Source organism: Nocardioides sp. B129/18 (genome assembly GCF_055282735.1).
The window spans coordinates 17,970-38,335 of sequence record NZ_JBUZJI010000017.1 but is presented as its reverse complement, the minus strand read 5'-3'; the positions used below and the strand labels follow the sequence as shown (position 1 = coordinate 38,335).

Sequence of the window (20,366 nt, the reverse complement as noted above, 5' to 3'; positions counted from 1 at the left end):
CTGCAACGATGTCGGCGTGGCCGGACACTTCCCGGGTGTGACCACCACCGAGACCCGCGAGCAGCGCTACGAGCGCCTCTACGTGGGCCACTTCGACGCCGTCCTCGGCTTCGCGATCCGCCGCACCCAGCGGCCGGAGGACGCCGCCGACGCCACGGCCGAGACGCTCCTCATCGCCTGGCGACGCCTCGACCACGTGCCCGACGGCCCCGCAGCCCGTCCGTGGCTCTACGGCGTCGCGCGCCGGGTGCTGGCCAACCAGCACCGCGGCGAGCGCCGTCGCACGGCGCTGGGCGAGCGGCTGCGTCGCGATCTCGCCGCGGCCTGGCCCGACATCGCCGACCGCGTCGTCCACGAGCAGACCGTCGTCGACGCCATGCAGCGCCTCAGCGCCCGCGACCAGGAGGTGCTCGCCCTGCACCTGTGGGAGGGGCTGACCGCGCAGGAGATCTGCGAGGTCCTCGGCCTCGCCGGCGCCGTCGTCCGGCCCCGGCTCTCCCGCGCCCGCGCACGACTGCGCGAGCTGCTCGGCGAGGAGCCCCGCCCCACCGCCCACCCCACCGTCCACGTCCTCACCCGGGAGACCCGATGAACCCACTGCTCACCGACGACGCCGTCGCCGACCTGCCCCTGCACGAGGCCCGCGCCGCCCTGCTCGCCGAGATCCTGCGCACGCCCGCGCCCGCCGGCCGCCGCGTCCCGATGGCGGTGGCGTCGGCCGCTGCGGTGGCCGCCGCCGCGGCGGTCGTCGGGCTGGTCGTCACGCTCCCGGGCTCCGACGCCGACCGCGCGTCCGACCGTGGGCCCGACCAGGCCACCACGGGCGTCGCCGCCTCCGGGTCCGCCGCGGCCGAGCCCCGCCCGGTCACCAGCATCCGCGGCGACCTCGTCTCCGCGACCGACTGGACGGTGGTCTACACGCGGCTGACGATCCCCGAGCTCGCCCTCGACGGGCCGCGCACCGACGTGGTGGCCGATGGCGCTGCCACGGTGCGCCTGCGGAGCGCCGGCACCGACCACGACGTCGTCATGCGGCGTCGCCCGGCGGACGCCTACGACGCCGCGCTCCAGCGTCTGCGCGAGCGCGCCGACGCTCCTCCGGCGTCGGTCACCGTCCTGGGTCGCACCGGCCTGCGCTTCGAGATCGACGGCCGCACCGTGCTCGTCGCACCGCCGGTCGACGGACGCTGGTGGCAGGTCGAGGGCGACGACGCCACCACCGCCGAGGTGCTCGCCCTGGCTCGCCGGGTGCGCGAGGTCCGCTGAGGGTTGGCCCGGCGCCGGGCGGGCGTGCCAGCCTTCTCCGCATGGGCACCCCGGTCACCGTCTCGATCACCCGCCACCTCGATCCCGGCCGCGAGGCCGAGATGGTGGCGTGGCTGGAGGCCGGCACCGCGCTGGCCCACCGGTTCCCCGGCTTCCTCGGCTCGGGTTGGGTGCGTCCGGAGGCCGACTCGGAGACCTGGCACATGCTCTACCGCTTCGCCGACGCCGAGTCGCTGGCCGCCTGGGAGGGATCCCATGAGCGGCAGTGGTGGCGCGACTCCGCCTCGGGGCTCGGCCTGGTGGAGTCGCGCGTCGAGCGCCGCACCGGCATCGAGGACTGGTTCGACGACCCCACCACCCGCGACGTCCGCGACCTGCGCCTGGCCAGTCCGCCGCCGCGCTGGAAGCAGGCGTCGGTGATCTTCCTGGTGTTCTACCCGCTCAGCGTGGTGGCCAACTGGGTCTTCAGCCACTCCAGCGTCGTCGGCCTGCCGCTGCCCGTGCGGGTGCTCTGCACCGTGCTGGTGATGACGCCGATCATGACGTACGCAGCCCTGCCCTGGATCACGCGTCGCATGGAGTGGTGGCTGCAGGGACGCCCGGCGCCCTGGCGGCGGACGGCTCCTGCGGACGCGCCAATGTCGAGCGCCTCGCACGACTAAACTCGCGGCCATGACCACCGTCGTCAGCCTTCCCGTCCCGCAGCCCGGGCTGCCGACCGACGTCGTGGTGCCCGCGCCCGCGGCCGGTCCCGGCAACTGGGCGGGCGCGGCGAGCGCGGTGCTCGTCGACGGCGTCTTCTGGCTGACCTACCGGGTGCGTCGCCCGCTCACCGAGGGCCGCGGCGTCAGCGTCGTGGTGGCGCGCTCCGAGGACGGCGTGCGGTTCACCGAGGTCGCCACGGTGCACCGCGACGCCTTCGGCTGCGAGTCCTTCGAGCGCCCCGTGCTGGTGCCGGTCGACGGCGTCGGCTGGCGGCTCTACCTCTCCTGCGCGACCCCCGGCTCGAAGCACTGGTGGGTCGACAGCCTCACCGCCGCCACCCCCGAGGGCCTGCCCGACGGCGAGCGTCGCGTGGTGCTGCCCGGCGACGAGGCGGTCGCCGTCAAGGACCCCGTCGTCGAGCGCACGGCCGAGGGCTGGCGGATGTGGCTGTGCTGCCACCCGCTCACCGAGCCCGGCCACGAGGACCGCATGACCACCCGGCTGCTGACCTCCGCCGACGGCCTGCTCTGGGACGACCACGGCACGGTGCTCGCCGGCCGCCCAGGCGCCTGGGACGAGCGGGGCGCGCGCGTCACCACCGTCGTCTCGCAGGACCCGCTCGTGGTGCTCTACGACGGCCGCCCCGACGCCGCGTCGAACTGGTTCGAGACCACCGGCGTCGCCCGCTTCGACGGCGAGCGCCTGGTGGCCGACGACGCCGCGCCGCTGCGCTCCCCGCACTCCGACGGCGCCTGGCGCTACGCCTCGGCGGTGCCGCTGCCCGACGGCGGCACCCGGGTCTACCTCGAGGCCGCGCGGCCCGACGGCGCCCACGATCTCCTCACCCAGCTGCTGCCGGGGCCGGTCACCCCCTGAGGGCGCGCCGCTGGTCGAAGGAGCCGCGGCTGGCCGTGGAGGTCCAGTCGGAGAAGTCCTCGCCGAGCGTCTCGGCCAGCAGGGCGACGTCCTCGGCGATGCCGGGGACCAGCGCGCCGCGCTCCTCGGGCGTGAGCAGCGGACGATGCGCCTCGCGGCGCCCGCCGAGGTGCGTGATCAGGTGCGGGCTCACGGCCCGCCACACCTCGGGCGGCGCGAACTGGCCGGCCCACGCCCCCGCGCGCACCGCCGGCCCGACCAGGCGGGTGCGCAGCCCCGGCGCCACGTAGTGCCGGGCGTTGTCGCGCGGGATCTCCCGCACCACGCCCTCGGCGACCCCGAGGAACCGGCAGGCGCGATCGACGGCTCCGGCGGGGTCGTCGACCAGCTCGCGGTAGCGCAGCACCAGCACCCGCTCGCGGTCGACGAGGGTGAGCAGATCGGCGAGCTGCTCGCCGTAGCGACCGAGCTCGCGGTAGCGCCAGAACGGGGCGTGGCCGGCGGCGATCCGCTCGGCCTCGCGTGCGTAGGCCGACAGGAAGGAGGGGTCGGGCTCGAGGCCGTCGCACCACAGGTGCATCCAGTTGGAGTACGCGCGGTCGATGGGGTCGCGCACGACCGCGATCAGCCGGACGTCGGGCAGCGCCTCGGCGATCCGACGCCGCGCCGAGCGGCTCCACAGGTAGAAGGGCGTGCTCTCGCCACGGACGGCGTGCTCGGGCGCGGAGGCGAAGAGCGCGGCGTAGTCGTCGCGGCGCCAGATCCACTCCTGCTGGGAGTGGGCGTCGCCCGGGCCGGTCCAGTGCGGCGGCGGGGCGTCGTCGCAGAGCCAGAACTTCGGCTCCTTGGGGTCGGTGACGAAGACCTGCGGGTGCTGGGCCAGCGCCGCGTGCAGCGCGGTGGTGCCGGCCTTGGGCGCGCCGATGATGAGGAAGTCGGGGCGGGGCTCGCGCACGGGGCTCCTCGGGTCGGCGTCATCTGCTCGAAGTCGAGCGACTCACTACCCTATCGGCCTGCGGGCGTGCCGTCCCCGGGATCACAGCGGTGCGAGGAACGCCACCACCCGCTCGAGCAGCAGCGCCGTGGCCGCGGGGTCGTGGTCGGGCAGCGAGGAGTCGAGGAAGAGGTGCTCCTCGCCCGGGTAGACGAACAGCTCGGCGGCGGGGGAGGACGCCGCGAGCTCGCGGGCGGCGGGGAGGTCCTCGTCGAAGAACTCGTCGCGCTCCTTGCCGTGCACCTGCACCGGGACGTCGGCGGGCCAGGCGCCGGCCGAGCCCTCGACCTCCCCGACGGGCAGGCACGAGCAGAGCAGCAGGGCGCCGCGGGCGCCCGGCCGGGTCTGCGCGAGCCGCTGGGCGATGGTGACGCCGAAGGAGATGCCGGCGTGGACGACGTCGGCCGGCAGCGCGTCGACCGCGGCCAGGCCCCGGGCGCGGACGACGTCGAAGCCGGTCTCGCGGGCGTAGGCGAAGCCCTCCTCGATCGTGGCGAAGGTGCGGCCCTCGAAGAGATCGGGCGTGTGCACCTCGTGGCCGGCGGCGCGCAGCGCGTCGGCGAGGGCGAGTACGCCGGGGGTGAGGCCCTGGACGTGGTGGTGGAGCAGAACGGTGGCCATGGCGGTCCTTCCGAGAGGCGGGTCTCGGACGCTAGTCCACGCCGCCGACAGCGCGCACCGTCCGCCTAGGCTGGGGCCGTGGCCGACATCGTCCTCCCGCCCGCGCCGGCGATCCCCGGCACCGCCCACCTCCACTCGGGGAAGGTGCGCGACCTCTACGAGATCACCGAGGGCGAGCACGCCGGCCAGCTGCTGATGGTGGCCAGCGACCGCATCTCGATCTTCGACTTCGTGCTCGACACGACCATCCCCGACAAGGGCGAGATCCTCACCCGCATGTCGCTGTGGTGGTTCGAGCAGCTCGCCGACCTCGTGCCCCACCACGTGCTCTCCACCGACGTGCCCGAGTCCGTGCGCGGCCGCGCCGTGGTGTGCGAGCGGCTGGCGATGTTCCCGGTGGAGTGCGTGGCGCGCGGCTACCTCACCGGCTCGGGCCTGCTCGACTATCGCGACACGGGAGAGGTGTGCGGCATCCCCCTCCCGGCGGGCCTCGTCGACGGCAGCGCGCTCCCCGAGCCGATCTTCACCCCGGCCACGAAGGCCGACCTCGGCGATCACGACGAGAACGTCGACTACGCCGCTGTCGAGGCCACCGTCGGCGCCGGGACCGCCGCCGCGCTGCGCGACCTCACCCTCGCCGTCTACGGCCGCGCCGAGGCGCTGGCCCGCGAGCGCGGCATCATCCTGGCCGACACCAAGCTGGAGTTCGGGGCGCGCGCCGACGGCACGATCGTGGTGGGCGACGAGGTGCTCACCCCCGACTCCTCGCGCTTCTGGCCCGCCGACGACTGGCGCCCCGGCCAGCCGCAGCCGTCCTACGACAAGCAGATCGTGCGCAACTGGGCGCTCTCGCCGGAGTCCGGCTGGGACCGCTCCACCGGCGAAGCCCCGCCGCCGCTCCCTCCGGAGGTCGTCGAGCGCACCCGCAGCCGCTACGTCGAGGCCTACGAGCTGCTGACGGGGGAGCAGTGGTGAGCGGCGTCCGCTTCGAGGTGCCCACCGACGTCGCCTGCGCCTACCTCGCCGACCCCCACAACCGGCCGCGCTGGCAGTCGAGCCTGCGCCGCGTCGACGACGTCACCGGGCCGGTCGGCGTCGGCCAGACCTGGATCGACGTCACCGTCCCCGGCCTGCGTCCGCGCATGGAGACCACCGCGCTCGACGCTCCCGTCGACGGCGGACCGGGCAGCTGGACCGAGATCGGCACGATGGGCCCCTACTCCGCGGAGCTGACGCTCGACTTCGTCCCCGACGGCCCGGGCGCCTGCCTGGTGACGCCGCGGTTCGTCATCCGCGGGCCCGGCGGGTTCCTCCTGAACCGCATCGCGCCGGCCACCGTGCGCAGCGACCTGAGACGTGCAGCCCGTCTCGTGACCGCCGGGTAGGTTGGCGCCACCACCCCTAGAGTGACGGAGGCCACGTGACCGCGTTCAACCTCTCCAGCCTGCTGGAGGACAGCGCCCGCACCCATCCCGAGCGCACCGCCATCGTCTTCGGAGAGACCCGTCTCTCCTACGCCCAGGTCGACGCGCTGTCGAGCCAGGTCGCGAACGCCCTGGTCGAGCGCGGCATCGAGCACGGCGACAAGGTCGCGCTCACCTGTGTGAACATCCCGTGGTTCACGGTCGTCTACTACGGCATCCTCAAGGCCGGCGCCACCGTCGTCCCGCTGAACGTGCTGCTCAAGGGACGCGAGGTGGCCTACCACCTGAAGGACTCCGACGCGAAGGCCTACGTCTGCTTCCAGGGCACCCCCGAGCTCGCCATCGGCGCCGAGGGCTGGGCCGGCTTCAACGAGGTCGAGGGCTGCGAGCACTTCCTGCTCATCACCGCCGACCCCGCCGCCCCCTCGCCCATCGAGGGTGCGCAGACGCTGGGCGCAGCGCTCGCCGGCCAGGCGCCGACCTTCACCTCGGTCGCCACCGACGAGGACGACACCGCGGTCATCCTCTACACCTCCGGCACCACCGGCCAGCCCAAGGGCGCCGAGCTGCGCCACCGCAACATGCGCGACAACGCCCTGGTCAGCGCCGACACCTTCGGCGCGAACGCCGAGCAGCCCGACACGTTCCTGTGCGTGCTGCCGCTGTTCCACTCCTTCGGCCAGACGGTCGTGCAGAACACCGGCTTCGCCTTCGGCGGCACCGTCGTCATGCTGCCCCGCTTCGAGGCCGGCCCGGCGCTGCAGCTGATGCTCAAGGAGTCGGTCACGTTCTTCGCCGGAGTGCCGACGATGTACTGGGGCCTGCTCAACGCGCTCAGCGAGGCCGAGGCGGCCGGCGACTCCAACGTCGACGTCGCCACGATCAAGGCGAACCTGCGCGTCGCCGCGGCCGGCGGCTCGGCGCTCCCCGTCGAGGTGCACAAGAGCTTCGAGAAGCGCTTCGGCGTCACGATCCTCGAGGGCTACGGCCTCTCGGAGACCTCGCCGGTCGCGTCGTTCTCGCCCTTCGGCGAGCCGGTGCGCGTCGGCTCGATCGGCCGCCCGATCCCCGGCGTCGAGATGGAGCTCCTGCAGGCCGACTCCTGGGAGCCGGTGGAGTGGACCGAGGACGCGGTCGGCGAGATCGCGATCAAGGGCCACAACATCATGAAGGGCTACTACGGCCGGCCCGAGGCCACCGCCGAGGTCATCAGCCCTGACGGCTGGTTCCGCTCCGGCGACCTCGGCCGCCGCGACGCCGACGGCTACTACTACATCGTCGACCGGTCCAAGGACATGATCATCCGCGGCGGGTTCAACGTGTACCCGCGCGAGATCGAGGAGGTCCTGCTCACCCACCCCGCCGTCTCGCTGGCCGCCGTCATCGGCGTCCCGCACGAGAGCCACGGCGAGGAGATCAAGGCCTACGTGATCCTCGAGAGCGGCGCCGAGGCCACGCCCGAGGAGATCGTCGCCTGGGGCAAGGAGCAGATGGCGGCCTACAAGTACCCGCGCCTGGTCGAGATCGTGCCGAGCCTGCCGATGACGGCCACCGGCAAGATCCTCAAGCGCGAGCTGTCCTGACGCTCAGGCCTTCACAGCACGACGGCCCCGCACCCGAGGAGGGTGCGGGGCCGTCGTGCTGTGCGTGGAGGGGAGCGCCGCTCAGGCGAACGGGTTCGGCATCGCGCCGGGCAGCTGGCTCAGGGTCTGGCGCGCCTGGGCGGCGACCTTGTGCTCGACGAGCACCTCGTAGCGGGTCGCGACGACCTGGGTGACCGAGGAGAAGTCGCGCTGGCCGCGGGTCATCGCGTAGCCGACCAGGGCGAAGATCGTGCCGAACAGGGCGCCGAGGATCATCGCGGAGATGATCGTGGCGAAGGCGCCGCCGTCGGTGAAGGCGGAGAACAGCACGCCGAGCAGCAGGCCGAACCACAGGCCCGACGCCACGCCGCTCATCGCGACGCGGCCGGTGGTGAGGCGGCCGGTGATGCGCTCGACGCGCTTGAGGTCGGTGCCGACGATCATGCAGTGCTGGACGGGGAAGCGCTGGTCGGAGAGGAAGTCGACCGCTCGCTGGGCCGCGGCGTAGTCGTCGTAGACGGCCAGCGACTGCGGGAACTCCAGCCGGAGCGGGGAGGTGGTGGCGCGTCCGGGGCTCGACATGCTCATGACCCCAGTGTGCCCGGTGCCCGGTGGATCGACGCCCCGCAGGCTGAGAGCGGCCGGGCCAACTCGCTGTGAGATGCCTGAGGGCTCCCTGATTTCACCTGCGACCCGACCTTCGACCCTGGGAAACGGCCCGTCGGTCGGGCACCGTGGAGAGATGGAGAGCCCACCCCCTGACGCGACCGCCCCCCGCCCGCGTCGTCGACGCACCGTCATGGTGACCGCCGGGCTGTGCGCCTCGGCGAGCGTCATGGCCGCGATGCTCGTCACCCAGGACGACTCCGCGCGCGGCGACGACCAGCCCGCCTCGTCCACGTCGGCCGCGGCCGGCGTGCTCGACGCCGACGACGGCCCGGACACCCCGGACGCCTGACCCCGTGCCGGGCCCTAGAATCGGATCCGGCCACCGATCCATCACCCAGGAGCCCTCCGTGCCCCGAGTCGTCGTCGACGTCATGCCCAAGCCCGAGATCCTCGACCCGCAGGGGAAGGCCGTCCTCGGCGCCCTGCCGCGGCTCGGGTTCTCCGGCGTCACCGAGGTCCGTCAGGGCAAGCGGTTCGAGCTGGAGGTCGCCCACGTCGACGACGCCGTGCTCGCCGAGGTCGAGAAGATGGCCGAGACCCTGCTCTCGAACCCGGTCATCGAGAGCTACCGCGTGCGGGTCGAGCAGTGAAGGTCGGCGTCGTCACCTTCCCGGGCTCGCTCGACGACGTCGACGCCCGTCGGGCCGTCCGCCTCGGCGGGCACGAGGCCGTGGCGCTGTGGCACGGCGACCACGACCTGCGCGGCGTCGACGCCGTGGTGCTCCCCGGCGGCTTCTCCTACGGCGACTACCTGCGCTGCGGTGCGATCTCGCGGTTCAGCCCGGTCATGACCGAGGTCATCGCCGCCGCCGAGCGCGGCATGCCGGTGCTCGGCATCTGCAACGGCTTCCAGATCCTCTGCGAGTCCCACCTGCTGCCCGGCGCGCTCATCCGCAACGACCACCGGCACTTCGTGTGCCGCGACCAGCGGCTGCGCATCGAGAGCACCGACACCCCCTGGACCCGCGGCTACGAGCAGGGCCAGGAGATCACGATCGTCCTGAAGAACGGCGAGGGCGGCTTCGTCGCCGACGCCGAGACGCTGGACCGCCTCGAGGGCGAGGGCCAGGTCGTGGCGCGCTACCTCGAGGTCAACCCGAACGGCTCGATGCGCGACATCGCCGGCATCCGCAACGCCCGCGGCAACGTCGTCGGCCTGATGCCGCACCCCGAGCACTCCGTCGAGGAGCTCACCGGCTCGGGCACCGACGGCCTGGCGTTCTTCGCCGGTCTCGCGGAGTCGGTGCTGTCGTGACCGCCGGCACCGAGACCACCTCGGCCGCGCGGACGCTGCCCGGCCCGCTGGTGTGGTTCCGTCGCATCGCCACCGCCGAGGCCATCACCTGGGCGCTGCTGCTCACCGGCATGGTGCTGAAGTACTCCGGCGTCACCGACCTGGGCGTGCGCGTCTTCGGCATGGTGCACGGCGTCGTGTTCATCGGCTTCTGCCTCTCCACGGTGCTCGTGGCCATCGACCAGCGCTGGCCCGCGGGCCGGCTCGTGCTCGGCCTGGCGTCCTCGATCCCGCCGTTCGTCACGATCTGGTTCGACCGCCGCTCCGAGCGCCTGGGCCACCTGGCCGCGTCGTGGCGGCTGCTCGCCGAGGCGCCCGCCTCGGCCCCCGAGCGGCTCGCCGCGTGGCTGCTGCGGCACCCGGTGCGCGGCGTCGTCGTCGGCGTCGTCGCGGTGGCGGTGCTCACCGCCGTCGCGCTCGTCGTCGGTCCGCCGTTCCAGAAGTAGCCTCCGCACCGCACCGCGGCAGGCAGACCGCAGCACACAGAACGGGCGGCGTCCGCATGGACGCCGCCCGTCTGCTGCTCCCCTGGAGGGTGGTCCGGTCGGCTCAGCCGCGCTGGCCCTTCTGCAGGACCCGCCACATCGCCGGGGTGACGATGCCGCTCTGCTTGGCGCCGATCCGCTTCTGGTAGGCCTTGAGCGCCGTCTCGGTGGTCTGGTCGAGGACGCCGGTGATCGGCAGGCTGATCGTCGAGCTCGACGCGTTGAGCGCCCGCTGCACGCGTCGCACGGCCGCGCTGCCGCTGCCGACCTTGAGCAGCCGCTGGGTGCCGCGGGAGAGCAGCGCCATCTGGTCCTCGCGGGTCAGCACCGCCTGCGAGCGGTGGCCGACCGAGCGCTGCCAGGCGTTGAGCGCCTTGGTGAACGTCGCCGACCAGCGGCCGTTGAGGCTGGCCTTGTAGAGCCCGGCCTCGCTGAGCAGGCACTGCGCGGCGCGCATGCGGGTCGGGGACGGCGCGGTCGTGGTGCCGTCGGAGGCGGTGGTGGGCGGCGTCAGGGTCGGGTAGTCGTCGAAGTCGATGCGGGTGCCGCCGCAGTGCGCACGCTCGGCGGCGGCGCGGGCGCCGCGGCCGAGGTCGAGCCAGTTGCGGTCGATGTTGATCCGCACGCCGCCCCAGGTCTCGTCGTGGCCGCCCTGGTACTGCTTGACGCGCTTGCGCGGCGTCCAGCCGTCGCTGCGCAGGTAGGTGCGCTCGACGCTGCTGTTGGCCGCGCCGTCCCAGCGGGCCACCCAGAGCTGGTCGGGCAGGGTGATGAGGCCGGGGCGGTTCGCGCGGACGTCGTCGAGCATCTTGATGCCCGAGCCGGCCGAGGAGTAGAAGCCCGAGACGTAGTCGAGGGCGTGGAGCCGGTCGGTCCAGCCGCCGAGGAAGCGCAGGGCCGACTCGCGGCAGGCGGTCTGGGTGGTGTCGAAGGCCTCGAGGTCGTACCAGAGGGTGCTGCCGGGGACGATGCCCAGCGCCTGCGCCGCCTTGACCGCCTTGGACGCCTCCGCGATGCCCTGGGCGCGAGCCTTCGCGTAAGGCGAGCCGGTGCCCTTCGTCGCGATGATCGTCGGGTCGTCGGAGTAGCGCGGGAACCGCGACGCGCAGGAGGCCTGCGGGCCGAGGGTGATGGCGAGGATGCGCCAGCCGCGGGCCAGCTGGGTGGAGACCCAGGCCGGCGTCAGGTTCGGCTGGCTGCGGCAGGCGCGGGAGTTGCCCGAGACGTAGACGCCGACGGCGGTGAACGGCGAGGAGGCCCACCAGGCGTCCATGGCCTTCTGGCTCGGGGTGAGGCACTGGTCGAAGCCGTAGCCGGTGAGGCTGCCGGGCGTCACCGGGTTGGTGCGGGCGGCGGCCAGGGCGGTGGCGTCCGAGGTCCCGACGACGCCGTCGACGCCGGCGACGCTCAGCGCGCCGACCCCGAGGAGGCCGACGACGAGCAGGCCGGAGAGCCGGCGGACGAGGGTGTTCCGAGCACGCATGCGGGCATCTGATCACACGAGTCACACCCGTCACAGCCAGACGCCGGAACTACAAGGCTGTAGTTCCGGCGTCCGGTGTCGGGGCGGGGTTCGTGCAGGTCAGCGGGCCCTCAGGCCGCCTCGACCGCCAGCTCGGCCTCCGCGGCGATCGGCTCCGGAGCGAGCGCGCCGACGCGGGCGCGGCGCTCGCGCAGCACCAGGGCCAGGGCGGCCAGCACGGCGAGCCCGCCGAGGCTCGCGGCCACCAGGAACGCGCCGGACAGACCGGGCACGATCTCGCCGGGTCGGGCGCCGGCGGCGTACACCGACACGATCGCCGCGACGCCGATGGCACCGCCGAGCTGCTGCATGGTCTGCAGCAGGCCGGAGGCGGCGCCGGCGTGCTCGGGCTCCACGCCGATCAGCACCGTGGTGGTGATCGGCATGAACATCAGGCCCGCGCCGAGGCCGTTGAGCACCATCGGCAGCAGCACGGCCGCCGCATAGGTGGAGCCGACGTCGAGGCGACTGAGCAGCACGTAGCTCGTGGTCACCGAGAGGCTGCCCAGCAGCATCAGCGGCGCCGCGCCGAAGCGCGCCACCAGGCGCGGGGTGATCCGGCTGACGGTGAAGATCGAGAGGCTCAGCGGCAGGAACGCCAGGCCGGTCTCGACCGGGCCGAGCCCGAGCACGCCCTCGTCGAACTGCACGACGAGGAAGAACACCGCCAGCTGGCCGGCCATGAGCATCGCCATCATCGCCAGGGCGGCGACGCGCCGCGGGTCGCGCAGCAGCGCCGGCTGGATGATCGGGTGGGCGATGCGGGTCTCGGTGCGGGCCAGCACGAGCAGCAGCACCGCGCCGACCGCGAGGCCGCCGAGGGTGCGGGCCGAGCCCCAGCCGTGCTCGGGGGCGCCGATGAGCGACCAGACGAGGGCCACGGCGCCGAGGGTGGCGCTGGTGGCGCCGACGACGTCGAAGCGGCCCGGGCGGCGGGGGGTCTCGCTGACGACGACGCCGACGAGGGCGAGCACGGCGAGGCCGATGGGCACGTTGATGAACATCGTCCAGCGCCACGAGCCGAGGTCGGTGACGACGCCGCCGAGCAGCAGCCCGAGCGAGGCTCCGCCGGAGGAGACCGCGGCGAAGAGGGCGAAGGCGCGCGCCCGGGCGGCGTCGTCGGGGGCGCTGGTGGTGAGCAGGGCCAGGACGCTCGGGGCCGCGAGGGCGGCGCCGACGCCCTGGGCGGCGCGGGCGGCGATCAGCTGGTCGGGCGACTGCGCGAGCCCGCCGAGCAGGGAGGACAGGGTGAAGACCGCGAGGCCGAGGGTGAAGAGCCGGCGGCGGCCGAGGACGTCGCCGAGGCGCCCGCCGAGGAGCAGCAGGCCGCCGAAGGCGAGGGTGTAGGCGTTGAGGACCCAGGAGAGGGACGCGGGGCCGAAGCCGAGGTCGGTGCCGATGTGGGGCAGCGCGACGTTCACGACGGTGGCGTCGAGCACCAGCATGAGCTGGGCGACGAGCACGACCGCGATGCCCGCGGCGGCGCGGGTGGCGCCCTCGGGCAGGTCGACCGGGAGGTCGCGGGTGTGAGCAGACATGCGAGGGGTGTCCTGTTCTGGCCGGGTGGGCCGACGTAGACTGAGGGTGAAGCGGAGAAGTTCTCCGCATCGAGAAGAACGATACGGAGACAGTCTCCGTTTAGCAAGTGCCCTGGAGGGACCCCTCATGCGTGCCGACGCACAGCGCAACCGGACGCGGATCATCGACACCGCCCGCGAGGTGTTCCGCGAGCAGGGCTACGACGCCTCCCTCGACGAGATCGCCAAGCGCGCCGGCGTCGGCGCGGGCACGCTCTACCGGCACTTCCCGAACCGCGACGCCCTGCTCGACGCGATCATGCAGAGCTGGGTCGAGCGCGTCGACGAGACCACCGAGAAGACCCTCGCCTTCGAGGGCCCGCCCCGCGAGCTGCTGCTGCGCTGGTTCGACGCCTACGTCGGCCTGATCAGCCTCCACAAGGGCGGCCCGGCCAAGATCACCTCCGCCATCGGCGACCCCGACTCCCCGATCCGCACCAAGTGCGAGGTGCTCACCGGCGCCTTCGAGCAGGTCATGGAGCGGCTGCGCGCCGAGGGCGCGCTGCGCGAGGACGTCGACACCGTCCACGCCGCGCGGCTCGTCGGCGGCGTGGCCACCGTCGCCGACAACGGCGACCTCGACGCCGCCACCGTCGCGCCGCTGCTCGAGGTCGTCGCCGACGGCCTGCTGCGCGCCTGATCCCGGCGCGAGCGCGCGCCGGCGTCCGCGGTCGGCGCCCGGGTGCCGCCCCGGGCCGTGCCGCCGGTAGATTGACGCCGTGCTGGACACCGTCGCCGTCGCCGCCACCGATCCCGACCGCGAGCAGCCCTGGGCCGATCTCGGCCTCAAGGCCGACGAGTACGAGCGGATCCGCGAGATCCTCGGGCGCCGGCCCACGAGCTCCGAGCTCGCGATGTACTCGGTCATGTGGAGCGAGCACTGCTCCTACAAGTCCTCCAAGGTGCACCTCAAGCAGTTCTCCGAGATCCCGCAGGAGACCCCGATCGGCCCGATGCTGGCCGGCATCGGCGAGAACGCCGGCGTCATCGACGTCGGCCAGGGCTACGCCGTGAGCTTCAAGGTGGAGTCGCACAACCACCCCAGCTACGTCGAGCCGTACCAGGGCGCCGCCACCGGCGTCGGCGGCATCGTCCGCGACATCATCGCGATGGGCGCGCGCCCGGTGGCGGTCATGGACCCCCTCCGCTTCGGTCCGCTCGACGCCCCCGACACCCACCGCGTGCTGCCCGGGATCGTCGCCGGCGTCGGCGGCTACGGCAACTGCCTCGGCCTGCCCAACATCGGCGGCGAGGCCGTCTTCGACCCCACCTACCTCGGCAACCCGCTCGTCAACGCCCTGTGCGTCGGCGTCCTGCGCCACGAGGACCTCCACCTGGCCAAGGCCAGCGGCGTCGGCAACCAGGTGATCCTCTACGGCGCCAAGACCGGCGGCGACGGCATCGGCGGCGTCTCGGTGCTCGCCTCGGAGACCTTCTCCGAGGACGGCCCGGCCAAGCGTCCGTCGGTGCAGGTCGGCGACCCGTTCATGGAGAAGCTGCTCATCGAGTGCACCCTCGAGATCTTCGCCGCGGGCCTCGTCGCCGGCATCCAGGACCTCGGCGGCGCGGGGCTCTCCTGCGCCACCTCGGAGCTGGCGTCGGCCGGCGACGGCGGCATGCGCGTCGAGCTCGACCGCGTCCCGCTGCGCGACTCCACCCTGGCGCCGGAGGAGATCCTCATGAGCGAGAGCCAGGAGCGGATGATGGCGGTCGTCGAGCCCGACGACGTCGCCGCGTTCCTGGCCATCTGCGCCAAGTGGGAGGTCGACGCCGTCGTCATCGGCGAGGTCACCGACACCGGCCGCCTCGAGATCGACTGGCACGGCGAGCGCGTCGTCGACGTCCCGCCCCGCTCGGTGGCCCACGACGGCCCCACCTACCACCGGCCCTTCGCCCGCCCGGACTCCCAGGACGTCCTGCAGGCCGACGGGGCCGAGGCGCTGCCGCGTCCGGCCTCCGGCGCCGAGCTCGAGCAGACCCTGCTGACGCTCGTCGCCTCGCCGAACCTGTGCGACAAGTCCTGGATCACCGACCAGTACGACCGCTACGTGCGCGGCAACACGGTGCTCTCCCAGCCCAGCGACTCCGGCATGATCCGCATCGACGAGGACACCAACCTCGGCGTCGCGATCTCCACCGACTGCAACGGCCGCTTCGCGCGGCTCGACCCCTACGCCGGCGCCCGTCTGGCGCTCGCGGAGTCCTACCGCAACGTCGCCACCGGCGGCGCCCTGCCGCTGGCCATCTCCGACTGCCTCAACTTCGGCTCGCCGGAGGACCCCGCCGTCATGTGGCAGTTCTCCGAGGCCTGTCGCGGCCTCAAGGACGGCTGCCTCGAGCTCGGCGTCCCGGTCACCGGCGGCAACGTCTCGCTGTACAACCAGACCGGCGAGACCGCGATCCTCCCGACGCCGGTCGTCGCCGTGCTCGGCGTCATCGACGACGTCACCCGCCGCACCCCGTCGGCGTGGAGCGAGGCGGGGGAGACCCTCGTCCTGCTCGGCGAGACCCGCGAGGAGCTGTCGGGCTCGGAGTGGGCCCACGTCGTCCACGGCCACCTCGGCGGCCTGCCGCCGCGCGTCGACCTCGCCGCCGAGAAGGCCCTCGCGGAGCTGCTGCGCGAGGCCGGGCCCCAGCAGGGCCTGCTCACCGCCGCCCACGACCTCTCCGACGGCGGTCTCGCGCAGACCCTCGCCGAGGCCGGGCTGCGGCACATGGTCGGCGCCACCGTCGACCTCTCCGGCGTGGCCGGCGGCGACGCCTTCCTCGCGCTGTTCGCGGAGTCGGCCGGCCGCGTGCTGGTCTCCACCCGCGACGCCGACGCCGTGCTCGCGGCCGCCGAGCGTCACGGCGTCCCGGCCGCCGTCGTCGGCACCACCGGCGGCGACTCCCTGGTGGTCTCCGGTGTCGACGGCGACCTGTTCTCGACCCCGTTGCTGGAGATCCGCTCGCGCTGGATGGCGACGCTGCCCGCCGCCCTCGCCTGATCGCGACCGCTCACCCCATGCGCCGACGCAGCCTGCTCGCCGTCCCGGCCCTCGCCGGGCTGCTGGCCGCCTGCGGCCTCGGCTCGGACCCGGAGGACTCCGACGCCATGCCCGATGGACAGAAGCCCCGCCGCATCACCTACGGCGACGACCCCAGCCAGTTCGGCGAGCTGCACCTGCCCGACTCCGACCCGGTGGGCCTGGCCGTCATCGTCCACGGCGGGTTCTGGCGCGCGCAGTACGGGCTCGACCTCGGCACCCCGCTGGCCCGCTCGCTGGTCTCCCGCGGCTGGGCGGCGTGGAACATCGAGTACCGCCGGGTCGGCAACGGCGGCGGCGTGCCCGCCACGCTCGACGACGTCACGGCCGCGCTGGCGAAGACCGCCGACCTCGACCTCGGCGTCGAGACGATCGTCGGCATCGGCCACTCCGCGGGCGGCCACCTCGTCACCTGGGCCGGCGCCGGCGGCGTCCTGACGCACGTGATCTCGCAGGCCGGCGTCGTCGACCTCGCCACGGCCGCCCAGGAGAACCTCGGCTCAGGGGCGGTCGACGCCTTCCTCGGCCACCCCTACGGCCCGGCCGACGCCGACGTCGATCCGACCGCGATGGTCCCGCTGAAGGTCCCCGTCTGGTGCGTGCACGGGAACGAGGACGCCACCGTCCCGATCAGCCAGTCGGAGGCGTACGTCCGCGCGGCCACCGCCGCCGGCGCCACCGCCGAGCTCGTGCGCGTCGACGGCGACCACTTCGTCGTCATCGACACCGGCTCCGCGGCCTGGAAGCGCACCCTCCAGATCCTCGACGGCATCCTCGCCGGCTGAGTTCGCCCGCCGTGCGGTCCGCCCCGGCCACTGGTCGGGCCGCGGCACGGCCCACACCTGCCGGCTCAGCGTCGGCACCAGGGCGCTGACGCCGCACGCCGCCGCGGCGGCCAGGGTGCCGCCCGTGCCGCCGAGGGTGTGCAGCAGCAGTCCCGCCAGCGCCGGGGCGAGGGGCAGCGAGAGCATCGAGACGAACTGCGTCGAGGACTGGAGCCGGCCGACCATCTCCGGCGGCGTGACGGTGAGGCGGTAGCTGCCCATGCCGGCGTTGCCCGCCGGGTTGAGCGCCAGCACGCCCATGACGGCCAGCGCGATGACGGCCGGGTGCGGCCAGATCGCCATCGGCACGGCCAGCGGCAGCGGGCTCCAGGCGATCGCGATCGTGAGCCGGCCGGTCCGCGTGCGGGCGATCAGGCGCGGTGCCAGCAGGGCGCCCAGGACGCCCGCGACGGCGGAGGCCGTCTCGATGAGGCCGATGTGCAGGGGCGGCACGCCGTCCTCGACCAGCCGCAGCACCACGAGCAGGAACAGGCAGTTCATCGTCAGGTTCGTGAGGCACGACCAGCCCGAGAGCAGGCGGAACAGCGGGTGCCGCGCGAGGTAGACCAGCCCCTCGCGCAGGTCGGCGCGCGCGGACCGGCCGGTCGGGGTGGGGGCCGAGAGGTCGGCCCGCAGGCCCCGCAGCAGCAGGCAGGCGGCGAGGTAGGAGAGCGCGTCGGCGAGCAGCGGCAGCCAGCGGGTGAGGGAGTAGAGGACGCCGCCGATCGGCGCGCCGACCAGGCCGGCGACGTGCTGGCGGCCCTGGTTGAGGCTCAGCGCCCACGGCAGCCGCTCGGCCGGGACGACGGCGCGGACCGCGGAGGTCTCCGCGGGCGAGAGCAGGCCCGCGGCCACGCCGGAGGCCAGTGCCGTCAGCAGCAGCTGGGGGAAGGTGAGCACGCCGAGGATCCCGGCCAGCGCCGCGGCCCCGTAGGCGAGTGCGCCGAGGAGGGCCGCGCCGCGCATGAGCCGGCCGCGGTCGACGCGGTCGGCCAGCACGCCCGCCGGCAGCAGGCAGGCCACGAGGCCGAGCAGGTGGACGGCCTCGACGAGCGCGGCCAGCGCCACCGAGCCGGTGAGCGCGTAGCCGAGGAGCGGGTAGACGAACGTGCTCATCCGCGAGCCGAGCTCGTTGACGGTCTGGCTGATCCAGAGGATCCGGAAGTCGCGCATGTCCCGCACGCTACGGTGCGCAACATCTATTGCGCAATATGTGTTGCGCACTGAGTCATGCGCATCCCGGTAGGGTGCGCGCGTGGCCACCCCCGTCGACGACGTCCGGATCCTGCGCGCCATCGCGCACCCCGTGCGCAACCAGATCCTCGGCGAGCTCGAGGCGGTCGGCTCCCTGCGCGCGGCCGACGTCGCGGCGCGCCTGGGCATCCCGGCCAACCAGGCCTCCTTCCACCTGCGCCAGCTCGCGAAGTACGGCCTGGTCGAGGAGGACGCCGAGGCCGCCCGCGACCGGCGCGACCGCGTCTGGCGCGCGACCGGCGGGGGTCTGGAGGTCGACACCGGCAGCATGGACGCCGAGCCCGGGGGAGCCGCCGCAGCGCGGGTCTACCTCGGTGCGGCCGCGGCCGAGGCGCACCGCCTCGTCGACCTCGCCTACGCCCCGGCCGACGCCGCCTGGGCGCTGGCCGGCGTCCACCGCTCCAGCAGCGACGACCGCCTGCTGCTCACCCCCGAGCAGGCCCGCGCCATGCGTGCCGAGCTCACCGAGCTCGTCGACCGCTGGCGCGAGCAGGGCCGGGCCGGAGGGGAGGGCGGGGACGGCGAGGCAGCGCTCACCTACGTCCTGCTGACGATGCTGCTGCCGCGCCCGACCCTGGGCGACGCCTGATGCCGGCCCGTCTGCGTCCCGCCGACCCGGCCGACGTCGCGGCCGCCCTCGCCCGGCACCGCGCCGGCGCCGCCGAGCGCGCCGACCTCAAGCTGCTGGTCAAGCACGTGCTCGCCGTGCTCGAGACCCGCGCCCCCGGCCGCTCGGTCGAGGTGCGCGTGCCCCCGTTCGCCGCCGTCCAGATCATCGAGGGCGTGCGGCACACCCGCGGCACCCCGCCGGCCGTCGTCGAGACCGACGCGGCCACCCTCATCGCCCTCGCCGCGGGCGAGATCTCCTGGGCCGAGGCGGAGGAGTCGCGCGCAGTGCGCGCCAGCGGGGAGCGCGCCGACCTCGCCCCCTACCTCCCCGTCCTGCCGCCGCCCTGAGCATGTGACGGTCAGGCCGACTCCGGGCGCTCCCGCGCGGCGTAGATCATCCGCTCGTAGTGCTCCATCAGCCGCGCGAGCTCGGCGGAGTCGGCGGTGTCGCGCGCCTGCTGGAAGCCGACGAGGATCGTCATGCCGAGGACGGCGAGGTCGGCGGCGTCGTCGGGTCCGACCATCGCGCCGATGGCGTGGGTGAGGACGGCCACCCGCTCGGCGTCGACGCGGGTCTGCACCGCGGCGACCTCCGGGTCGCGCAGCGCCCACGCCCGCACGCGGGCCTCGAAGGCGTGGGGCAGGGTGATCGAGGTGTGCTTGAGCACGGCGATGGCGTCGTCGGCCTCCGCGATCCGGGCGACGGCCTCGCCGACGACCCGCGTGCTGGCCTCCTCCCAGGCCGCCAGCACGGCCTCGACGAGCGCGCCGAGGCCGTCGAAGTGGTGGTAGAACGAGCCGGTCGTGACGCCGAGGCGCTGGCACAGGGGGCCGACCTTGAGCGCGGCGGCGCCCTGCTCGGTGATCAGCTCGACGGCGGCCTGCACGAAGTGGTCGCGGCGGGTGGGGGTCGCCACGGGAGGCTCCTCGGGTGGGGGACGAGTGAGCCGACTCTAGCCCTCCGGGGTGACCGGCGGCGGGGGCTCACTCGAGGAAGCGCGCCGCCAGCGAGGCCGCGACGCCGTCGAGCTGCTCGAGGAGATCGTCGAGGGTGATGTCGAGGGTGCTGTTGCGCCAGGCGAGCACGACCTCGACGAAGCCGCCGATGCCGAGCAGGGTGTTGATGCGCAGCGAGCGCTCGTCGACGCCGCTGCGCAGGTAGGGCCGGGCCAGCTCGATCATCAGCTCGGTGGCCAGCGCGATCGCCTCGCGGCGCCGCTGCTCGAGGACGGCGCTGCCGGCGTGGTCGCCGAAGAGGATCTGCGCCGGGGCGGGGTCGTCGGTGAGCTCGTGGAGGATCGCGGCCATCGCGGCGCGCACGTGCACCAGCGGCGGCTGGTCGACGACGGCGAGGATCGCCGCGCCCATGCGGTCGAGGGTGGCGTCGCGGACGCGGTCGAAGAGCACGCCGAGGAGGTCGTCGCGGTCGCGGAAGCTCTCGTAGAAGTAGCGGTCGGTGAGCCCGGCCCGCGCGCAGACGCCGCGCATGGTGACCGCGGCCCAGCCCTGCTCGAGCCAGATCTCCCGACCCGCGCCGAGCAGGGTCTCGCGTCGCTCGGCGCGTCGCTCCTCGGCGCTCTTGCCGCCGTAGCGGCGCCGGGCGGTCGAGGTGGTCACGGGCCACATCCTTCCACGCC

General features: G+C 74.0%; 23 protein-coding genes and 1 pseudogene. 16 read left to right on the top strand and 8 right to left on the bottom strand.

All coding sequences use genetic code 11. The features are described from left to right. Nucleotides 1-37: 37 nt before the first annotated feature. Genes ACZDWJ_RS12880 through ACZDWJ_RS12865 form a run of 4 tightly spaced genes read left to right on the top strand, consistent with a single transcriptional unit; the run spans nt 38 to nt 2,847 of the window. Nucleotides 38-592 carry an RNA polymerase sigma factor gene (locus tag ACZDWJ_RS12880; RefSeq protein WP_463521363.1) on the top strand — a complete coding sequence of 185 codons (555 nt, stop codon included), beginning with the start codon at nt 38-40 and terminating at the stop codon, nt 590-592. Next, nucleotides 589-1,266: a hypothetical protein gene (locus ACZDWJ_RS12875; protein ID WP_463521362.1), complete on the top strand. Its 678-nt coding sequence runs from the start codon at nt 589-591 to the stop codon at nt 1,264-1,266. The genes ACZDWJ_RS12880 and ACZDWJ_RS12875 overlap by 4 nt, the downstream gene beginning before the upstream one ends. A gap of 41 nt (nt 1,267-1,307) precedes the next feature. Next, on the top strand, nt 1,308-1,928 hold the full coding sequence (locus ACZDWJ_RS12870) for an antibiotic biosynthesis monooxygenase (RefSeq protein ID WP_463521361.1): 621 nt from the start codon (nt 1,308-1,310) through the stop codon (nt 1,926-1,928). 10 nt (nt 1,929-1,938) lie between these two features. Continuing rightward, nucleotides 1,939-2,847, top strand: a complete 909-nt coding sequence (locus ACZDWJ_RS12865) for a glycoside hydrolase family protein (protein WP_463521360.1) — start codon at nt 1,939-1,941, stop codon at nt 2,845-2,847. Here ACZDWJ_RS12865 and ACZDWJ_RS12860 read toward each other — a convergent pair. Both ACZDWJ_RS12860 and ACZDWJ_RS12855 read right to left on the bottom strand, forming a co-directional pair. Beyond that, entirely contained in the window at nt 2,837-3,802 is a 966-nt protein-coding gene (locus ACZDWJ_RS12860; RefSeq protein WP_463521359.1) for a sulfotransferase family protein, read from the bottom strand. The two genes, ACZDWJ_RS12865 and ACZDWJ_RS12860, sit on opposite strands and share 11 nt — an antisense overlap. A gap of 81 nt (nt 3,803-3,883) precedes the next feature. Beyond that, on the bottom strand, nt 3,884-4,462 hold the full coding sequence (locus ACZDWJ_RS12855; RefSeq protein ID WP_463521358.1) for a dienelactone hydrolase family protein: 579 nt from the start codon (nt 4,460-4,462) through the stop codon (nt 3,884-3,886). A 78-nt stretch (nt 4,463-4,540) separates the two neighbouring features. On the opposite strand from ACZDWJ_RS12855, the gene ACZDWJ_RS12850 reads away from it, so the two are divergent. From ACZDWJ_RS12850 to ACZDWJ_RS12840, 3 genes are read left to right on the top strand one after another with little or no spacing between them, the layout of a single operon-like run. Continuing rightward, on the top strand, nt 4,541-5,437 hold the full coding sequence (locus ACZDWJ_RS12850; RefSeq protein ID WP_463521357.1) for a phosphoribosylaminoimidazolesuccinocarboxamide synthase: 897 nt from the start codon (nt 4,541-4,543) through the stop codon (nt 5,435-5,437). Continuing rightward, nucleotides 5,434-5,847: an SRPBCC family protein gene (locus ACZDWJ_RS12845; protein ID WP_463521356.1), complete on the top strand. Its 414-nt coding sequence runs from the start codon at nt 5,434-5,436 to the stop codon at nt 5,845-5,847. Before ACZDWJ_RS12850 ends, ACZDWJ_RS12845 begins: the two co-directional genes overlap by 4 nt. Nucleotides 5,848-5,882: 35 nt before the next feature. Beyond that, nucleotides 5,883-7,469, top strand: a complete 1,587-nt coding sequence (locus tag ACZDWJ_RS12840; RefSeq protein WP_463521355.1) for a long-chain-fatty-acid--CoA ligase — start codon at nt 5,883-5,885, stop codon at nt 7,467-7,469. A gap of 81 nt (nt 7,470-7,550) precedes the next feature. Here the strand turns inward: ACZDWJ_RS12840 and ACZDWJ_RS12835 are convergent, their stop codons facing one another. Further along, complete coding sequence (locus ACZDWJ_RS12835) at nt 7,551-8,051, bottom strand: YflT domain-containing protein (RefSeq protein ID WP_463521413.1); 501 nt, start codon at nt 8,049-8,051, stop codon at nt 7,551-7,553. A gap of 160 nt (nt 8,052-8,211) precedes the next feature. On the opposite strand from ACZDWJ_RS12835, the gene ACZDWJ_RS12830 reads away from it, so the two are divergent. From ACZDWJ_RS12830 to ACZDWJ_RS12815, 4 genes are read left to right on the top strand one after another with little or no spacing between them, the layout of a single operon-like run. Beyond that, a complete protein-coding gene (locus ACZDWJ_RS12830) occupies nt 8,212-8,427 on the top strand; it encodes a hypothetical protein (RefSeq protein WP_463521354.1) in 216 nt (71 codons plus the stop codon). 58 nt (nt 8,428-8,485) lie between these two features. Beyond that, entirely contained in the window at nt 8,486-8,728 is a 243-nt protein-coding gene (gene purS / locus ACZDWJ_RS12825; protein ID WP_463521353.1) for a phosphoribosylformylglycinamidine synthase subunit PurS, read from the top strand. After that, nucleotides 8,725-9,393, top strand: coding sequence for a phosphoribosylformylglycinamidine synthase subunit PurQ (gene purQ, locus ACZDWJ_RS12820; protein ID WP_463521352.1), 669 nt, complete (start codon nt 8,725-8,727; stop codon nt 9,391-9,393). Before purS ends, purQ begins: the two co-directional genes overlap by 4 nt. Continuing rightward, nucleotides 9,390-9,878 carry a DUF3817 domain-containing protein gene (locus ACZDWJ_RS12815; protein WP_463521351.1) on the top strand — a complete coding sequence of 163 codons (489 nt, stop codon included), beginning with the start codon at nt 9,390-9,392 and terminating at the stop codon, nt 9,876-9,878. The genes purQ and ACZDWJ_RS12815 overlap by 4 nt, the downstream gene beginning before the upstream one ends. A gap of 103 nt (nt 9,879-9,981) precedes the next feature. Here ACZDWJ_RS12815 and ACZDWJ_RS12810 read toward each other — a convergent pair whose 3' ends face one another. Both ACZDWJ_RS12810 and ACZDWJ_RS12805 read right to left on the bottom strand, forming a co-directional pair. Beyond that, complete coding sequence (locus ACZDWJ_RS12810; RefSeq protein ID WP_463521350.1) at nt 9,982-11,400, bottom strand: glycoside hydrolase domain-containing protein; 1,419 nt, start codon at nt 11,398-11,400, stop codon at nt 9,982-9,984. Nucleotides 11,401-11,510: 110 nt separating this feature from the next. Then, nucleotides 11,511-12,977: an MFS transporter gene (locus ACZDWJ_RS12805; protein ID WP_463521349.1), complete on the bottom strand. Its 1,467-nt coding sequence runs from the start codon at nt 12,975-12,977 to the stop codon at nt 11,511-11,513. A 127-nt stretch (nt 12,978-13,104) separates the two neighbouring features. Here ACZDWJ_RS12805 and ACZDWJ_RS12800 point away from each other — a divergent pair, with 127 nt between their 5' ends. From ACZDWJ_RS12800 to ACZDWJ_RS12790, 3 genes are all read left to right on the top strand, one after another. After that, on the top strand, nt 13,105-13,656 hold the full coding sequence (locus tag ACZDWJ_RS12800) for a TetR/AcrR family transcriptional regulator (protein ID WP_463521348.1): 552 nt from the start codon (nt 13,105-13,107) through the stop codon (nt 13,654-13,656). Nucleotides 13,657-13,735: 79 nt separating this feature from the next. After that, nucleotides 13,736-16,003 (top strand): phosphoribosylformylglycinamidine synthase subunit PurL, encoded by a 2,268-nt coding sequence (gene purL / locus ACZDWJ_RS12795; protein WP_463521347.1) that lies wholly within the window; start codon nt 13,736-13,738, stop codon nt 16,001-16,003. A gap of 17 nt (nt 16,004-16,020) precedes the next feature. After that, nucleotides 16,021-16,827: an alpha/beta hydrolase family protein gene (locus ACZDWJ_RS12790; RefSeq protein WP_463521346.1), complete on the top strand. Its 807-nt coding sequence runs from the start codon at nt 16,021-16,023 to the stop codon at nt 16,825-16,827. 174 nt (nt 16,828-17,001) lie between these two features. Here ACZDWJ_RS12790 and ACZDWJ_RS12785 read toward each other — a convergent pair. Next, nucleotides 17,002-18,039 (bottom strand): annotated as a pseudogene (locus tag ACZDWJ_RS12785) (MFS transporter); the annotation flags it as partial. Nucleotides 18,040-18,121: 82 nt separating this feature from the next. On the opposite strand from ACZDWJ_RS12785, the gene ACZDWJ_RS12780 reads away from it, so the two are divergent. Together ACZDWJ_RS12780 and ACZDWJ_RS12775 are read left to right on the top strand one after the other, a co-directional pair. After that, a complete protein-coding gene (locus tag ACZDWJ_RS12780) occupies nt 18,122-18,709 on the top strand; it encodes a helix-turn-helix domain-containing protein (protein ID WP_463521345.1) in 588 nt (195 codons plus the stop codon). After that, nucleotides 18,709-19,077 (top strand): sterol carrier family protein, encoded by a 369-nt coding sequence (locus tag ACZDWJ_RS12775; protein WP_463521344.1) that lies wholly within the window; start codon nt 18,709-18,711, stop codon nt 19,075-19,077. Before ACZDWJ_RS12780 ends, ACZDWJ_RS12775 begins: the two co-directional genes overlap by 1 nt. Before the next feature lie 11 nt (nt 19,078-19,088). Here the strand turns inward: ACZDWJ_RS12775 and ACZDWJ_RS12770 are convergent, their stop codons facing one another. Together ACZDWJ_RS12770 and ACZDWJ_RS12765 are read right to left on the bottom strand one after the other, a co-directional pair. Next, entirely contained in the window at nt 19,089-19,646 is a 558-nt protein-coding gene (locus tag ACZDWJ_RS12770; RefSeq protein WP_463521343.1) for a TetR family transcriptional regulator, read from the bottom strand. Nucleotides 19,647-19,713: 67 nt separating this feature from the next. Continuing rightward, nucleotides 19,714-20,346 (bottom strand): TetR/AcrR family transcriptional regulator, encoded by a 633-nt coding sequence (locus tag ACZDWJ_RS12765; protein ID WP_463521342.1) that lies wholly within the window; start codon nt 20,344-20,346, stop codon nt 19,714-19,716. Nucleotides 20,347-20,366 lie beyond the last annotated feature (20 nt).

Excerpts from the sequence above, each read along its gene's own strand:
- ACZDWJ_RS12810 (WP_463521350.1), bottom strand. The coding sequence starts at position 11,400 with ATGCGTGCTCGGAACACCCTCGTCCGCCGGCTCTCCGGCCTGCTCGTC.
- ACZDWJ_RS12835 (WP_463521413.1), bottom strand. The coding sequence starts at position 8,051 with ATGTCGAGCCCCGGACGCGCCACCACCTCCCCGCTCCGGCTGGAGTTC.
- ACZDWJ_RS12775 (WP_463521344.1), top strand. The coding sequence starts at position 18,709 with ATGCCGGCCCGTCTGCGTCCCGCCGACCCGGCCGACGTCGCGGCCGCC.
- ACZDWJ_RS12870 (WP_463521361.1), top strand. The coding sequence starts at position 1,308 with ATGGGCACCCCGGTCACCGTCTCGATCACCCGCCACCTCGATCCCGGC.
- ACZDWJ_RS12855 (WP_463521358.1), bottom strand. The coding sequence starts at position 4,462 with ATGGCCACCGTTCTGCTCCACCACCACGTCCAGGGCCTCACCCCCGGC.
- ACZDWJ_RS12805 (WP_463521349.1), bottom strand. The coding sequence starts at position 12,977 with ATGTCTGCTCACACCCGCGACCTCCCGGTCGACCTGCCCGAGGGCGCC.
- ACZDWJ_RS12790 (WP_463521346.1), top strand. The coding sequence starts at position 16,021 with ATGCGCCGACGCAGCCTGCTCGCCGTCCCGGCCCTCGCCGGGCTGCTG.
- ACZDWJ_RS12830 (WP_463521354.1), top strand. The coding sequence starts at position 8,212 with ATGGAGAGCCCACCCCCTGACGCGACCGCCCCCCGCCCGCGTCGTCGA.
- ACZDWJ_RS12800 (WP_463521348.1), top strand. The coding sequence starts at position 13,105 with ATGCGTGCCGACGCACAGCGCAACCGGACGCGGATCATCGACACCGCC.
- ACZDWJ_RS12865 (WP_463521360.1), top strand. The coding sequence starts at position 1,939 with ATGACCACCGTCGTCAGCCTTCCCGTCCCGCAGCCCGGGCTGCCGACC.
- ACZDWJ_RS12875 (WP_463521362.1), top strand. The coding sequence starts at position 589 with ATGAACCCACTGCTCACCGACGACGCCGTCGCCGACCTGCCCCTGCAC.